Source organism: Streptomyces sp. NPDC046831 (assembly GCF_040645305.1).
GTDB lineage: Bacteria > Actinomycetota > Actinomycetes > Streptomycetales > Streptomycetaceae > Streptomyces.
Genome location: NZ_JBEYXZ010000002.1, coordinates 192676 through 207704, shown reverse-complemented (window position 1 = coordinate 207704; position 15029 = coordinate 192676). Strand labels below are relative to the sequence as shown.

General features: G+C 75.1%; 8 protein-coding genes and 1 pseudogene. 3 read left to right on the top strand and 6 right to left on the bottom strand.

The annotated features are described in order from the left end of the window. Positions 1-388: 388 nt before the first annotated feature. The 5 genes from ABZ920_RS02850 to ABZ920_RS02830 all read right to left on the bottom strand — a co-directional run bounded on the left by ABZ920_RS02850 (position 389) and on the right by ABZ920_RS02830 (position 7477). On the bottom strand, positions 389-3256 hold the full coding sequence (locus tag ABZ920_RS02850; protein WP_361498087.1) for an NHLP bacteriocin export ABC transporter permease/ATPase subunit: 2868 nt from the start codon (positions 3254-3256) through the stop codon (positions 389-391). Positions 3257-3258: 2 nt separating this feature from the next. Next, the gene (locus ABZ920_RS02845) at positions 3259-5484 is read right to left on the bottom strand and encodes an NHLP family bacteriocin export ABC transporter peptidase/permease/ATPase subunit (RefSeq protein ID WP_361498085.1); all 2226 of its coding nucleotides are present in this window, start codon (positions 5482-5484) and stop codon (positions 3259-3261) included. Next, on the bottom strand, positions 5481-6287 hold the full coding sequence (locus ABZ920_RS02840; RefSeq protein ID WP_361498083.1) for an HlyD family efflux transporter periplasmic adaptor subunit: 807 nt from the start codon (positions 6285-6287) through the stop codon (positions 5481-5483). The genes ABZ920_RS02845 and ABZ920_RS02840 overlap by 4 nt, the downstream gene beginning before the upstream one ends. Positions 6288-6391: 104 nt before the next feature. Then, positions 6392-6607, bottom strand: a complete 216-nt coding sequence (locus tag ABZ920_RS02835; protein ID WP_361498081.1) for a type A2 lantipeptide — start codon at positions 6605-6607, stop codon at positions 6392-6394. A gap of 456 nt (positions 6608-7063) precedes the next feature. Then, positions 7064-7477: a PaaI family thioesterase gene (locus ABZ920_RS02830; protein ID WP_361498079.1), complete on the bottom strand. Its 414-nt coding sequence runs from the start codon at positions 7475-7477 to the stop codon at positions 7064-7066. Between the two features lie 184 nt (positions 7478-7661). On the opposite strand from ABZ920_RS02830, the gene ABZ920_RS02825 reads away from it, so the two are divergent. Then, on the top strand, positions 7662-9062 hold the full coding sequence (locus ABZ920_RS02825) for a S1 family peptidase (protein WP_361498077.1): 1401 nt from the start codon (positions 7662-7664) through the stop codon (positions 9060-9062). 604 nt (positions 9063-9666) lie between these two features. Here ABZ920_RS02825 and ABZ920_RS02820 read toward each other — a convergent pair. Next, positions 9667-11798, bottom strand: a pseudogene (locus tag ABZ920_RS02820) (SpoIIE family protein phosphatase). Positions 11799-12158: 360 nt separating this feature from the next. Between ABZ920_RS02820 and ABZ920_RS02815 the strand changes: the two are divergent. Together ABZ920_RS02815 and ABZ920_RS02810 are read left to right on the top strand one after the other, a co-directional pair. Further along, positions 12159-14609: a SpoIIE family protein phosphatase gene (locus ABZ920_RS02815; RefSeq protein ID WP_361498075.1), complete on the top strand. Its 2451-nt coding sequence runs from the start codon at positions 12159-12161 to the stop codon at positions 14607-14609. Positions 14610-14718: 109 nt separating this feature from the next. Continuing rightward, entirely contained in the window at positions 14719-15012 is a 294-nt protein-coding gene (locus ABZ920_RS02810) for a hypothetical protein (protein WP_361498073.1), read from the top strand. The last annotated feature ends 17 nt before the right edge of the window (positions 15013-15029 follow it).

The following is a 15029-nucleotide window of genomic DNA, read 5'->3' as shown; positions in this document are numbered from 1 at the left end:
CCGCCCGTCCCTACGCCGCCCGTCCGGGCGAACCGTGCCCCGTCCAGGCGCCTTTCGGACAGCCACCGGGCCGGGACGGCCGCCGCCGGAGGAGCCCACGCGGTGGTCCGAGCCGCCGCGGTACCGCCGGCGCCGGCCGCCCGCCGCGGTACCGCTGGTGGGCGCGGTCGCGATCGGTGGCCGGGCGGGCCGCCGCAGTACCGGCCCCTGGCTCCCGCCGGACCGGCCGGTGCCGAACCCGTCGCGGGCCGGCCTGGCGCGGTCACGACGTGTCTCCCGCCCCCGGCGGCGCGTACGGCCGGCCGGCAGTTCGGCCGGGGCGGGCCCAGGTGAGTGACCTTGCCGCCGTCCGTCCCGGGGACCGGCCGGTGCCGTCGCGGCTCGTGGGTCACGCCAGTTGCCGGCGAACCAGTTCGTGCAGCCGGCCGCCCGTGTCGGCGAGCAGCTCGGCCGGCGGCCCCTGCTGGGTGACCTTGCCGTCCTCCATGACGACGACCCTGTCGGCGTCCAGCACCGTCGACAGGCGGTGCGCGATGACGACACGCGTCGCGTTCAGCTTGCGGGTGCTCTCGATGACCGTGCGCTGGGTCTCGTTGTCGAGGGCGCTGGTCGCCTCGTCGAAGAAGAGGATCCGCGGCCTGCGCACCAGCGCCTGGGCGATCATCAGGCGCTGGCGCTGCCCGCCGGAGACCGAGCCGCTGCCGGAGACGATCGTGTGCAGGCCCATCGGCATCCGCTTGATGTCCTCGGCCAGCCCCGCCATCTCCGCCGCCGCCATCGCCTCCTCGGGCGTGCACGGCTCCGTCCCGCGGATCACGTCCAGGATCGAGCCGGTGAACGGCTGCGCGTGCTGCAGCACCACCCCGCACTGCCGGCGCACGGCCGACTGGTCGAGGGCCGCGAGGTCCTGGCCGTCGTAGAGCACGCTCCCGGACAGCGGCCGGTCGAAACCGATCAGCAGTCGCAGCAGCGTGGACTTGCCGCAGCCGCTCGGGCCGACGATCGCCACGAACTCGCCCGGCCGCACCGCGAACGACACGTCGTCCAGGACGAGCGGGCCGTCGTCGGTGTAGCGGAACGACAGCCGGCGCGCCTCGATCGCGCCGGACAGCGGGCCCGGGCGCGTGCTCGCCGCGCGCACCTCCGGGGACGCCTCCAGCACCGGCTTGATCTCCTCGTACAGCGGCAGCGCGCCCACCGCCGAGACGAAGGCGCCGGTCAGCTGGGTCACCGCCGTCAGCAGCATGGTCACGGACGTGTTGAACGTCAGGAACGCCGCCGCCGACATCGAGCCCCGCGCCGGGCCGGCCAGCAGCATGAACATCACCAGCGTGCACACCGGCAGGTACACCGCGCCCATCACCGTGGTGAGGTTCTTGATCCGGCCCACCCTCTGCTGCAGTTCCCGGCTGCGCGCGAACTCGGCGGCCCAGGCGGCGTAGGCGTAGTTCTCCGCGGCCGCCACCCGCAGCTTGGGCAGTCCGCGCAGGGTCTGGAAGGCCTGGTTGTTCAGCTTGTTGGTGAGCCGGACCAGCCGCCGCTGCCAGCGCACCTGCCACAGGCCGAGGCCGAGGAAGAGCGCCGCGATGACGACCAGCATCCCGATCGCCGCCATGGCCATGGAGGCGCTGTACCAGAACAGGAGCGCGAGGTTCATCGCGCCCACGGTCACCGACTGGGCGACGACGGGGCCGACGCCCGCCAGCAGTCTGCGGATCGCGCTGACGCCCATGGCGGCGCTCGCCAGCTCGCCGGTGGAGCGCTGGGTGAAGAACGCCGTCGGCAGCCGCAGCAGGCGATCCCAGACGGCGGGCTGGAGGGTCGCCTCGATCCGGCCCTCCAGCCGCAGCATGGTCAGGTTCTGCAGCAGCATGAAGGCCGCCGCCACCACGCCGCTGATCATCACGGCCAGGCACACCTGCGTGATGAGTCCCTGCCGGGCCTGGGGAACGTACTGGCCGAGCACCCGGCCGGTGGCGACGGGCACCAGCGCGCCGAGGGCCACCGTGACCAGGCCGCCGGCCAGGAGGCTGAGCAGGTCCCCGCCGGTGCCGCCCAGGGTGAACCGCAGCAGGCCGAGCGGGCCGAGGCGGCGGTCGGGCAGCGGACGGTAGAACATCACCGCGCGGGGCTCGAACTCCTCCGCGTTCGCCTTCTCCACCGGTGTCTCCCGGCCGGTCGCCGGGTGCACCGCGACATACCCGCCTCGCTGCCACAGCAGCGCGACCGGCGCCCCCGACAGGGCCCGGTGGCCCACGAGCGGCCCGATGTTCTCCCGCCACCAGCGGCCCTCCAGGCGCACGCCCCGGGTGCGCACGCGGGAGGCGAGGGCGATCTGCTCCACCGGGTCCAGCCGGTCGCCGCCGGTGCCGTTCTGGGCGGGGGCCGCCAGCGCGATCCCGGCGGCGCGCGCGACCAGCCGGCACGCCGCGTAGGTGGCGTCGGCGTCGGCGGCCGTGGCGCGCCGGCCGGAGGACCGCCCGATCGACGCGAGCAGCGTCCGGTCCGCCTGGGCGCGCACCGCCTCACCGGCCTTGATGCCGGCCGCGGTACGGGTCTCGTGGGTGCGCTCCAGCTCCTCGATCCACCGGTCCAGCGCGGTCAGCAGCCGGTACTGCTGGTCGACCATGCTCTGCCAGACGGCCGGGTCCATCAGCAGGTCGGCCGCCGCCTCGGCGCCGTACAGCGCTCCGTACTGGACGCTGCCGGGCGGCACCTGCATCCAGAAGACGTCGTCGTCCCCGACGCCCCCGTCCGCCCGCGCGGGGCCGCCCGCGGCCGGCGCGGCCCGGTCGCCGGCCATCGGCGCCTGGAAGAGGACGGACAGGCTGCGGCCGACGCCGAGGGCGAGGGCGTACTCCAGCGGGCTGGACGTCGGCGGCACGTACTGGGGGTTGCCGTACTCGTCGTAGGACCAGGTCTGGGTGCTCGCCGGCTGGTACAGCTCGCGCAGTCCGACGCGGTGCACCACGCAGTCCCGCAGGGGCCGGGCGACCAGGGTGTGCTGGGGGCCGGCCACCGGGCCGAGCAGCAGCGACCCCGCCTCGAGGCGGCCCAGGTGGTGCCAGTGGCCCTGCTGCGCGGCGTCGACCGCGAACAGGTCCACGGCGCCGGCCGCGACCAGCCACAGCACCTGCGGGCCCTCCAGGTCGAGCCGGGTCAGCCCGGCGCAGTCGATCCGCGTGCCGAGGGAGCCGAGCGCTCCCAGGACGAGGTCGCCGCCGCGCTCCTCGGTTCCGCCGAGTGGGGACGTCATTGTCATCGCTCCCTGACCAGCGCGGCGTAGGCACCGCCGCGTGCCACCAGCTCGTCGTGCCGCCCGCGCTCCACGACCGTGCCGTGCTGGAGCACGACGATCTCGTCGCTGTCGCGCACGGTGCTGAGGCGGTGCGCGATCACCACGCAGGCGCAGCCCCGCCTGCGCAGGTTGTCCATGACGACCAGTTCGGTCTCCGCGTCCAGCGCGCTCGTCACCTCGTCGAGCACGAGGACGCTCGGCCGGCGCACCAGCGCCCGCGCGATCTCCAGGCGCTGGCGCTGCCCGCCGGAGAAGTTGCGGCCGTCCTGCTCGACCCTGCTGTGGATGCCGCCGGGACGGCGCACCACGACGTCGTACAGGGCCGCGTCCCGCAGCGCCTCGACGACGGCGTCGTCCGGCACCGACGGGTCCCACAGCGCCACGTTGTCGCGGACGGTGCCCTCGAAGAGGAACACCTCCTGGTCGACGAAGGACACCGACGCCGCGAGCGCGCCGCGCGGGATGTCCTCCAGACGCTGCCCGTCGATGCGGATCGCGCCCTCCCACGGCGTGTACAGGCCGGAGATCAGGCGGGAGACGGTCGACTTGCCGCTGCCGGAGCCGCCGACCAGCGCGACCTGCTGCCCCGGCCCGACGGTCAGGTCGAAGCCGGCGAGCAGTGGCTTGTCCAGGGGGCTGTAGCCGAAGGTGACGTTCTCCAGCTCGACGTGGCCGCGCAGGCGGCGGGTGGAGTCCCCGGCGCCGGGGCGGGCGTAGAGGGGGTCGGCCTGGAAGGACTCGACGTCCTTGAGCCGGGCCACGTCCGCCGCGAAGTCCTGGATGCGGCCCGCGACGCCGTTCAGCCGGGTCAGCGGGGCGGTGAACCGGGTCACCAGCGCCTGGAACGCCACCAGCAGGCCGACCGAGATGTGGCCCTCGACGGCCCGCAGGCCGCCGATCCACAGGATGAGCGCGCTGTTGAGGGTCGCGAGCGTCGGCGCGACCACGCCCAGCCAGGCACTCGGCACGCCGAGGCGCTGCTGTTCGTCCAGCGTGGTGGCGTGCTGCCCGGCCCACTTGCGGAAGTATCCGTCCTCGCCGCCGGTCGCCTTCATCGTCTCGATCAGCTGCAGCCCGGTGTAGGCCGTGTTGGTGAGCCGGGCGGTGTCCGCGCGCAGCTTCGCCGTCCGGGTCGCCCGCAGCCGCACGACGACCCGCATCGCCACGATGTTGAGCAGGGCCACGCCGATGCCTACGAACGTCAGCTGGGGGTCGTAGGTGTACAGCAGCACCGCGTACAGCACGACCACGACCGCGTCGACGCCCGCCGCCGCCAGGTCGCGGGCCAGGGTCTCGGCCACCGCGTCGTTGGACTGCAGCCGCTGGACCAGGTCGGCCGGGCTGCGCTGGGCGAAGAACGTGACCGGCAGCCGCAGCAGGTGGCGCAGGAAGCGGGCGCTGGAGAGCGTGGAGGAGATGATGCGGCCGTGCAGGAGGTTGGCCTGCTGCAGCCAGGTCAGCACGACGGTGAGCAGCACACACGCGGCCATCGACGTGAACAGCACGCCGAGCAGCGACGTCTGGCCGCCGATCAGGAACATGTCGATGAAGGTCCGGCTCAGCGCGGGCACCGCCGCGCCGACGGCCACCAGCAGCAGGCTCGCCAGCACCGCCGCCGGCAGGGTGCCCGCGGTGCCGCGCAGCCGGGCCGGCAGGGCGCCGAAGACGCCGGGCCGGCTGCCGCCGCGCTCGAAGTCCGCTCCGGGCTCCAGCACGAGCACGACGCCGGTGAAGCTGGTGTCGAACTCCTCCATGGGCACGAAACGGCGGCCCTTGCCGGGGTCGTTGATGTACACCCCGCGCCGGCCGAAGCGGCGTCCCATGCCGTCGTAGACGACGTAGTGGTTGAACTCCCAGAACAGGATCGCGGGCGCCTGCACGCCGGCCAGGGCCGCGGTGTCCATCTGCATGCCCTTGGCCGTCAGGCCGTAACTGCGGGCCGCCTTCAGCAGGTTGCTGGCGCGCGAGCCGTCCCGGGAGACGCCGCAGGCGATGCGCAGCTCCTCCAGCGGGACGTGCCGGCCGTAGTGGCCGAGCACCATGGCGAGCGAGGCGGCGCCGCACTCGACGGCCTCCATCTGCAGCACGGTGGGCGTGCGGACGGGCTTGCGCCGCCGGGTGGGCACCGGGCGGCGTGGGGGCGGTGCGGCGCGCCGGCGGCCGCGGGTCTCCTGGGCGGTGGTCACGGCAGCAGCCAATCGACGGGGCGCTGGTCGGCCAGGCGGATCGAGGCGCCGGCCAGGGTCATGGAGTCGAGCCGGAACGGCGGCCCGTCCGCGGAGGACCACCGGTAGCCGCTCTTCGTGGTGGCGGACCTGTCGAGCCGGACCTTCACGGCCACCGGCCGCCCGTCCTTCGTGAACTGCCGGCCGAGCTGGCCGTCACCGAGGAAGCCGGCGATCTGCTGGGCCGACTGGGCGGAGCGGTCCACCGACACCACATGGCCGCGCAGCACGCCGTACTGCTGGGTCGGCACGGAGGCGACGGTCAGGTCGACGGGGGCGTCGGCGGGAAGGGCGGCGGCGTTCTCGGCGGGGACGTACACGGTCGCGTACAGCGGGTCGGAGGCGTGGGCGACCTTCTCGACGGCGGCCACGTCGGCGCCGGTCCGCACGATCTGCCCGATGGTGGCGGCGAGCGCGGTGACACGGCCCGCGGCGACGGTGCGGACGACCGTGTCGCCGTCGCCCGTGCGCACCTTCAGCACGGGCGCGTTCTTGGGCAGCCGCTCGCCCTCCTTGGCGAACACCGCGGTGACCTGCCCGGAGACCGGGCTCTGCAGGAGGTAACTGCCCTGCCCGTGCGTGAGGATGGCCTGCGCGTCGACGGTGGCCGCGACGGAACCCGTCACCGCCCAGACGGACGCGGCGGCCATGGCGACCAGCGTGACGGACAGCACGAGCCAGCCCTGGGGCCGGGCCAGCCGCACCGGGAGGTCGAGCTCCTCGGGCGACTGGAGCTTGGCGAGGGCCTGTTGGCGGAACTGCACGGGACTTCCCTCACCTGTGCGGACGTGCGGGGGAACTGTCTGAGGGCATCCGTGAGTCCCGGAGCCGGCCTGCGGCTCCGGGACTCAGCGGCAACGTGGTGCGATCAGAGACCGGCGACCAGGTTGGTGACCGGGGCGACGTTCAGGCCGGTCACACCCTCGACGGTGCCGACGGCCGTGTCGACCAGGCCGGTCACCGGGGCGACGCCGTCCACCAGGCCGGTGACGGTGCCGAGAGCGTTCACCGACAGACCGCCGGAGACGTTGTCGAGCTCGGCGTCGGAGATCTCGACGGTCTCAACCTGGGGGGTGGAGTTCATGATGGAACTTCCCTTCGTATGGATGTCTCAAGGGGGAGAGCGGCCCCCTCTGGGGACAGACGGACGGCCGCGTCCGCGAGCGCCGCAGGCCCGGTTTTTCTCCGGAGCCCGGCGGCTGCCGCGGTGCGATGGATCAAAGCACGGCGCGGTGTGCGGCTTCCACTCAACCAACGCCCCCACCAGGGCAATTGGTCCTCGGCGGCCGGCCATCCGTGCAGGCGTGCGCACGTCTTTCCGGCGACTTCTTCACATGCGGCGCCGCGTCGGCGCACGCCGGCGCCCGCGAGTGGGGCGGCGAATCCGGCACTCCTCGCCAAAGGCGTGCCGGGGGGGCGCGCGGATGTGCAGATCCGTCGTGCGCCGTGGCCTCGTTGAGCAGCCGGTGTGCAGATTCACTGAAGCCGGGATTCCGGTAAGTGGCCGTCACGGACCGTGTGCGATCGATCGCCGACGGTTTCAGCCCAGGAGGGCGCAGACGGTGCTCGCGCGGGCCGCGAGCCGGCCCGACACCTCGTCGGTCAGGGTGATGTCGGCGAACGCCATCCGCCGGCCCAGCTTGGTCAGGACCGCCTCGACCAGGACGTCCGACCCGGTCACCGCCCGCTGGAAGGACGTCGACTGCTGCACCGTCGTCATCGGCCCGTAGCCGCCCCGGGCGGCCGAGACGGCGATCACGGCCGCCGTGTCGGCGGCGGCCAGCAGCGCCTGCCCCGACAGCGCCCCGCCCTCCCTGGCCAGCCGGTTCGACCAGGGCAGTCGCAGGGTCGCCCGGTCCGGGCCCAACGCCTCGGTGCTCAGGCCCAGTTCGAGCACCCACGGGGCGAAGTTGTCGGCGAGGATCTTGTCGGCTTCAGCGGTGGTCATCGTCATATGGGCGATTGTTCCCGCCCCGGCCCGCCCGGTCACCGGTGCCGGCCGATTCGGCCCGCTCCGGCGGAAGTTGGCGAACGGGATTGAACGCCTCCCTCCCCTCCTGCGTACCAACAGCCAGCCAGGCGTCCCCAACCGGCTGCCGAACGGCGGCACAGACCCCGTAACCGGGAGGTCGAGAAGTTTGAGTCACAAGCGAATTCCGAAGCGCAAGGCCGCGATCGCGGCGGGCAGCGTGGTGGCGCTCGGAGCGGCGGCCCTGCTGCTCCCCAACGCCAACGCCTCCCAGGACGGCGCGGCGGACGACGCCACCCCCAGAACGCTGAAGGCGGCGGACGCCTCGGACCTCGCTGCGCAGCTCGCCGGCGCGCTCGGTGACGCCTTCGCCGGCTCCTACTACGACAGCGCCAAGCAGCAGCTCGTCGTCAACGTGGTGGGCGGCGACAACAACACCGTGGTCGTCCAGGCCAAGAAGGCGGGCGCGGCCGTCCGGCAGGTCGACAACAGCACGGCGGAACTGAAGTCCGCGGCGCGGACGTTGAAGACGCGGGCCACCATTCCCGGCACGTCCTGGGCCGTCGACCCGCGGACCAACAAGATCGTGGTCACCGCCGACAGCACCGTCACCGGCGCCAGGTGGAACCGGCTGGAGTCGACCGTCGACAGCCTCGGCTCGGGCATGGCGACCCTCAAGAAGTCCGCGGGCACCTTCAGGACGTTCGTCTCGGGCGGCGACGCGATCTTCGGCGGCGGCGCGCGCTGCTCGCTCGGCTTCAACGTCACCGCGGGCGACGGCAGTCCCGCCTTCCTGACGGCCGGGCACTGCGGTGTCGCGGCCGAGCAGTGGTCCGACGCGCAGAACGGCGGGCCGATCGCCACGGTGGACCAGGCCGTCTTCCCCGGCGCGGGCGACTTCGCCCTCGTCAAGTACGACGACCCGGCCACGCAGGCGCCCAGCGAGGTGAACGCCGGCAACGGGCAGATCGTCCCGATCGCGCAGGCCGCCGACGCCGCCGTCGGGCAGCAGGTGTTCCGCATGGGCAGCACGACCGGCCTGCGCGACGGCACGGTCACCGGCCTGGACGCCACCGTCAACTACCCGGAGGGCACGGTCACCGGTCTCATACAGACCGACGTCTGCGCGGAACCCGGCGACAGCGGTGGCTCGCTGTTCACCCAGGACGGCAGCGCGGTCGGCCTGACCTCGGGCGGCAGCGGCGACTGCACCTCCGGCGGCGAGACGTTCTTCCAGCCCGTCACCACCGCCCTGCAGGCGACCGGCGCGACGCTGGGCGCCGGGGGCGCGGGCGGCGGTGCGGGCGCGGGCGACCAGGCCGGGGGTGGCGAGCAGGCCGGCGGCGACCAGGCAGGCGGTGACGGTCAGCAGGCCGGCGGCGACCAGGTGGGCGGCGGAGCCGGTGCGGGCGACCAGTCCGGCGCGGGCGAGCAGCCGGGTGCCGGAGAGCAGTCCGGGAACGGTGACGAGTCCGGCAGCGGTGACCAGTCCGGCGCCGGAGCCGGCGCCCCCGGTGACGGGTCCGGTCACGGGGCGGCCGACTCCTCCGGGCTGACCGAGTCCCGCTGACCCCGTCCCCACGAGCCCCCGACCCGGCTCGAGCCCGGCACTGGGCTCTCCCCGAGCCGGGACGGGGTTCCCGGAGCCGGTGGGCGGCCGGCCCGCGGGGCCGGCGGGTCCTCCCCTGACCGCCGGCCGGCCGTGTCCGGCCGCCGACCGGCTCGTCCCCAAGCACTGCCGGCCCTCACCCGCGGTTCCGGCCGGCAGTGAATGGTCCGGCCCTCCGGCGGGAGGGCCGGACCGCATTCGTTCTCCGGCGGACTCCGCACGCCGTGGACGCCGCGTGGTGGGCGGCCCGGGTCGACGGCGCGACGGTCGGGCTGCTGCCGGTCCGCGGTCCGCAGCCGGCCGCCCGCAGTCCGCAGGAGGCCGCTCGCGGTCCGGAACCCGTCGGGCGCAGTCCTTCAGCACGCAGCAATAGAACGTCGGCCGGTGGGCGACCACGACCGAACGGTCGGCAGCGGGCAGCCGGCAGCCGACCGCCCGCATCCGGAGTTCTCCAGCCCGCAGCCACAAGGCATCGAGGTGCGCCCGCGGCCGAACGGTCGTCGGCCGGCGAGCAGCGGAAACCGCCCGCCGCCCGGCAGGCACGGTGAGCCGTCCGTCCCCGCCGTCAGGCGTCCGTCCGTGCCCGCAGCAGCAGCAGCGCCACGTCGTCGAGCCGCTCCCGCGCGGCCGCGCTGTGTTCCAGGAGGTGGTCGGCCACCTCCTCCAGGGGGGCGTCCCCCGCCCCGGCGAGCCGCTGCCCCAGCTCCGCGAGCGCGTCGTCGATGTCGACGCCGGGGGCCTCCACGAGCCCGTCGGTGTAGAGGACCAGCACCGAACGCGGGGGCAGGGCGACCTCCGTCACCGGATACGTCGCCGACGCGTCGATGCCCAGCAGCGGGCCCCCGGCCAGTTCGAGCACCCGCACCCCTCCGTCCGGCCGCCTCAGCAGGGGCGGCGGATGCCCGGCGCGGGACATCGCCGCGCAGCCGCGCCCCGGGTCCAGCCGCAGGTACACGCAGCTGGCGAACAGGTCGGAGCCGAGTTCGATCAGCAGCCGGTTGGTGCTCCGCATGACCTCCTGCGGCGGCTGGCCGACGGTCGTGTACGCGCGTACGGCTGCCCCATCAGCCCGGCCGCGGTCACGTTGTGCCCCTGCACGTCCCCGATCACGGCCGCCGCGGCCGGGCGCGTGGGCACCAGGTCGTAGAAGTCGCCGCCGATGTCCATGCCCTGTGTGGCGGGCAGATAGCGGGCGGCCGCGTCGACGCCCGGCAGCCGCGGCAGGGAGTGCGGCAGCAGCGCCTGCTGAAGACCGTGCGCCAGCCGGTGCTTGGTGTCGTACAGCCGGGCCCGCTCCAGCGCCTGCGCGATCAGCCCGCCGAGGCTCGTCAGCACGGCCCGCTCCTCCGCCGGGAAGGGGTGCGGCTCGGCGTAGGCGAGGACGCACGTGCCCACCGGGCGGCCGGAGGTGATGAGGGGCAGATAGGCCCAGGCCGCGAACCCGTCGGGCGTCCCCTGCCGCACCGGGTACAGCCGCTCCAGCTGGTGTTGCGAGTCCAGGAAGGCCGGCACGCCGGAGGCCAGCACGTGCGCCCCCGGTGTCTGCGTGGTCAGCGGCATCCCGTGGAACCGCTCGACGAGGCGCGGGTCGTGGTACCCGCGATGCCCCAGCACGTGCAGCCGCCCCGCGTGGGAGCCGAGCATCAGCAGCGCCTGGCTGCCGACGGCCGGGACGATCTCGTCCGCGACCAGCTGCACCACGTCCTGCACGCCGACCGCCTCGGTCAGGGCGCCCGCCAGGCTCAGCACCTGGGAGATGGTCACCAGGCTGGCGGGGCGGCCGCCGGGATCGGGCCCGTGCCGCCGCCTCTCCGCGACCGCGCGCGCCCGGCTGATCCGGACACTCAGCCCGGTGGTGCTCGGGTACAGGTGGAACGACAGCCAGTCGCCGGAGGGACGCGGCGCCAGGAACGACGTGGTCTGCTGGCTCATCAGCGCCGCCCGGTAGCGGTCCTCGTACACCGGGTCGTGCAGCCACGGCACCGATGTCCACAGCAGGGCGCCGAGCAGCTCGCCGACGGACCGGCCGAGCAGGTCGGCGGCGGCGGTGTTGGCGAAGGAAACGCGCCCTTGCAGATCGAGCGAGGCGAGCCCGAACGGCAGCCGCGCCAGCAGGCGTGCCGCCTCCACCGCGCCGGGCGTCCCGGCCACGCCGCCGGCGGGCGGGGTGGCCAGCAGGTCGGGCTCCCGCGGCAGCGGACGGTGTTCGGCGGCGGCCCGCTCCAGTCGGTCCGCGAGCCGCGCGCAGGCCTCGGTGAGGTTCTGCCGCTCCCAGTCGGCGAGCACCGGGGCGTGCGACGCGGGCCAGATGACGAAGACGGCGCCGTGGACGGTGCCGACGCTCACCAGGGGCAGGGCGGCCAGCGTGAACGGGTAGGGCAGCACGACCGCGAGCCGCGGGAAGCGGCGTGCCATCTCCTCCTCGCCGCCGACCCAGACCAGCCGCCGCTGTCGCACCGCCTCGGCCACCGGGACCGGCGCGCTCAGGCCCACCCGCTCCCACGGCGCGGCGAACGCGCGGGGCATCCCCGCCATGACCGCCATCTCCAGCACCGGCTGACCGGGCAGCTTCAGGTACACGGCGCCGGCGTGCGCGTGGACCCGCTCCATCATCGACGTCAGCGCCAGGGAGAGCAGCGGGCGGCCGGCCGGTCCGCCGGCGCCCGCCGGCGGCTGCCCGTCTGCCACACCGACCACCTCCTCGTCCGGCCGCGCGACGAGTTCCCCGGGGTCCAGGCTGCCCCTTGGCGGCGCCCACCGCACGGCGAGTCGCGCGGCGCCGGACGAGCGGCGGGGAGCGCGCCCCTCCGAGTGGCTCCGGGCCCGCCGGCGGAGCCGTTCCGGGCGAGAGCCGGCGTCGGGCCCGGGCGCGGGGGGCCACGGCCCCGGGTGCCGCCCCGCGGACCGGGCCGGTCCCGGCGGCCGGCCTTCCCGTCCTCGGCGGGCGCACCGCACGGAACGCGCGCGGGACCTGGCCAGCGTCTTCGGGTCCCGGAGGGGGCCGCGCGTTCGCGGACCCCGTCGCAGGGGCTGCGCGCGCGGCTCGTACGCGCTGTAATGGCCAACGTGGTCGGAGAGGGCGCAACGGTACGGGAAACCAGAACCGCGCGTGCCGAACGAGCCCTGACGTCCGTCGCCGGCGAGCCCGCCGCACGCGACCGGCTCCGCCGCGTCCTGGAACTGGCCCTCGTCTTCGGCGGCGCCGCGTTCGCCGGCGTCTACACGCCCGACGAGCGGACCGGTGCGCTCTGCCTGGCCGAGGCCGCCGGTGTGCCGAGGACGCTGTACGGGCTGCGGGACGCCTACCCCCGGACCGGACGCTTCCCCGTGACCGAGGCGCACCGCACCGGGCGGGCCGTGTGGCTGCGGCCCGAGGAACTGGGCGGGTACGCCGAGTCCCGGCGGATGCCCGCGGCGGACGTCTCCCTGGCCGCTCTGCCGCTGCGCGGTGAGGCGGGCGGCTGCCTGCTCGCGCTGACGGAGGCACCCGGCGGGTTCGGGGCCGAGGACCGCGCGTGCCTCGAACTGATCGCCGGTGCCGTCACCTGCCCGGTCCCCGCCGCGGCCGTCCCCGCCGGCCGGCCGGCGGCCGGCGCCTTCAGCCTCGCCATGGACAGCGGGCGGGTGGAGGCCGGCGACGGGCTCCTCGGCCTGTTCGGCCTCACCCGCGCCGACTTCGACGGCAGGGTCGAGACGCTGCTCGCCCTGACCGTGCCCGAGGACCTGCCGTCGCTGATGTCCGTGGTCGAGGCCGACCACATGTCCATCGGGGAGCGGGAGCTGGAGTTCCGCGTCCTGCAGGCCACCGGGCCGCCGAAGTGGCTGCGGCTGCGCGGACGGCTGCTGCCCGGCGGGGAGGGCCGGCCGGCGCGTCTGGTCGGCACCGTGGCCGACGCCTCCACCCTGCGCTCCGGCGTCACCGACGCCGCCCGGGTCCAGCGCCTCGCCGCGGCCCTCGCGACCGCGGTCACCGTCCGGGACGTCGGCCGTGCCGTCGTCACCGCCCTGCGCGAGCCGCTCCGGGCCGACCGCATCGCCCTCGCCGAACTGGAGAACGACCGCCTGGTCGTCACCGTCCTCGACCCGCCGGAGCCGGAGGCCTGGCCCGAGGTGTGGCGCCTGGAGTGGCGCACCGAGTGGCCCGACGCGCCGGTGCGGTCGATGCCCACCCTGGCCGCCGTGCTGCGCGAGGGCCGGGCCGGGATCTGGTCCTCGGCGACCGGCCTGGAACCTGCCCTCGCGGACGTGGGCCGCGGCGGTCTCGCCGCGCTGCCGCTGGCCGCCGGCGGCCGGGTGACCGGTGCCTGCCTGATCGGCTGGGACGCCCCGCACGACTTCAGTCCCGACGAGCGCGCCCTGCTCACCGCCTCCGCGGGCCTGGCCGGCCAGGCCCTGATGCGTGCCCGGGCCTTCGACGCCGAGCACGAACTCGTCGGCATGCTCCAGCGCACCCTGCTGCCCCGGCGGCTGCCGAAGCTGCCCGGCGCGGAGGCGGTCGCCCGCTACCTGCCCGCCACGGCCGGCCTGGAGCTCGGCGGCGACTGGTACGACCTGATCCCGCTGCCCGACCACCACGTCGCCCTCGTCATCGGCGACGTCCAGGGCCACAGCGCGGGCGCCGCGACGCTGATGGGACAGATGCGCACCGCGCTGCGCGCCTACGCCACCGAGGGACATCCCCCGGACGTCGTGGTCTCGCACGCCAACCGCCTCCTGCTCGACATGGAGACGGACCTCTTCGCCACCTGCTGCTACGTCGACGTCGACATGGAGGCCGGGTCCGCCTGGTGCGTCCGCGCCGGACACCTGCCGCCCCTGCTGCGTCACCCGGACGGCCGCGTCGAGACCGCCGAGGCGGACGGCGGGCCGCCGCTGGGCGTTCAGACGCGGTCCGACTTCCCGATGACCCCGCTGCGGCTCCGGCCCGGCACCGTGCTCGCCCTGACCACCGACGGCCTCGTGGAGTCCGCCGGCACCGACATCGACGAGGGCATCAGCCGGTTCGCCCACGGTCTGGCCGCCGCCGACCCCGCCCACCTCGGGCTGGTCGCCGACGCCCTGCTCGGCGACGCCGGACGCAGCGACGACATCGCGCTGCTGCTGGTGCGCTACGACGGCATGGCCGTGCGCCCGCTCCGGGAGAGCTGGACGGTGTGGCGGGTGCCGGAGGCGGCCCGGCACGCCCGTCGCTTCACCCGGCGCACCCTGCGCTCCTGGGGGGTGACCAAGGAGGCCGACGCCGTCCTGCTCGTCGTCTCGGAGCTCGTCACCAACGCCCTGGTGCACACCGGCGGGCCGGTCCGCCTGGACCTCTCCCTCGTCGGCGACCGGCTGCGCGTCACCGTCGCCGACTCCTCGCCGCGCACCCCCGTCAAACCGACGGGCATCGGCTGGGAGGCGACCGGCGGACGCGGGATCCTGCTGGTCGAGGCGGTGTCGGCGGCCTGGGGGACGCTGCCCGCCGGCGGGGGGAAGCAGGTGTGGAGCGAGCTGGTGCTCGGGCGGTGAGACCGGCACCGGCCGCGACGCGCCCGCCACCCGCCACACGGGTGCGGCGGGTGCCGCCCCGGCAGGTCGGGGCGGCGCGGCGGCGCCGCCGTGCGTAGGGTTTTCCCCTGTGTCACACACCTTCGAAGAGCTGGTGGCGAAGCAGCGCGCGGCGGACGAGGCGCTCGCCCGGGTCGAGCAGATGCGGGCGAAGTACGGACCGCCCGCGCAGGAGCGGTGGACCGGGGTGCAGACCCAGACGTACGAGACGGCGCTGCGGGCCTGGCGCGACCTGGCGCGCGACCTGCAGGCCGCCGTGAACGAGTACGCGAGCGACGAGGGCCGGCCGCGCACGGAGGTCGAGGCGGACGTCGAACGGGCGGCACGCGACGGCGGCGGCAGCGGCCCCGAGCCGTCGGCCTGACCTGTGGGCCACGTATT

Bases quoted from the DNA above. Each gene is read 5' to 3' on its own strand.
- ABZ920_RS02850 (WP_361498087.1), bottom strand. From the start codon at position 3,256: ATGACGTCCCCACTCGGCGGAACCGAGGAGCGCGGCGGCGACCTCGTC.
- ABZ920_RS02835 (WP_361498081.1), bottom strand. From the start codon at position 6,607: ATGAACTCCACCCCCCAGGTTGAGACCGTCGAGATCTCCGACGCCGAG.
- ABZ920_RS02830 (WP_361498079.1), bottom strand. From the start codon at position 7,477: ATGACGATGACCACCGCTGAAGCCGACAAGATCCTCGCCGACAACTTC.
- ABZ920_RS02815 (WP_361498075.1), top strand. From the start codon at position 12,159: ATGGCCAACGTGGTCGGAGAGGGCGCAACGGTACGGGAAACCAGAACC.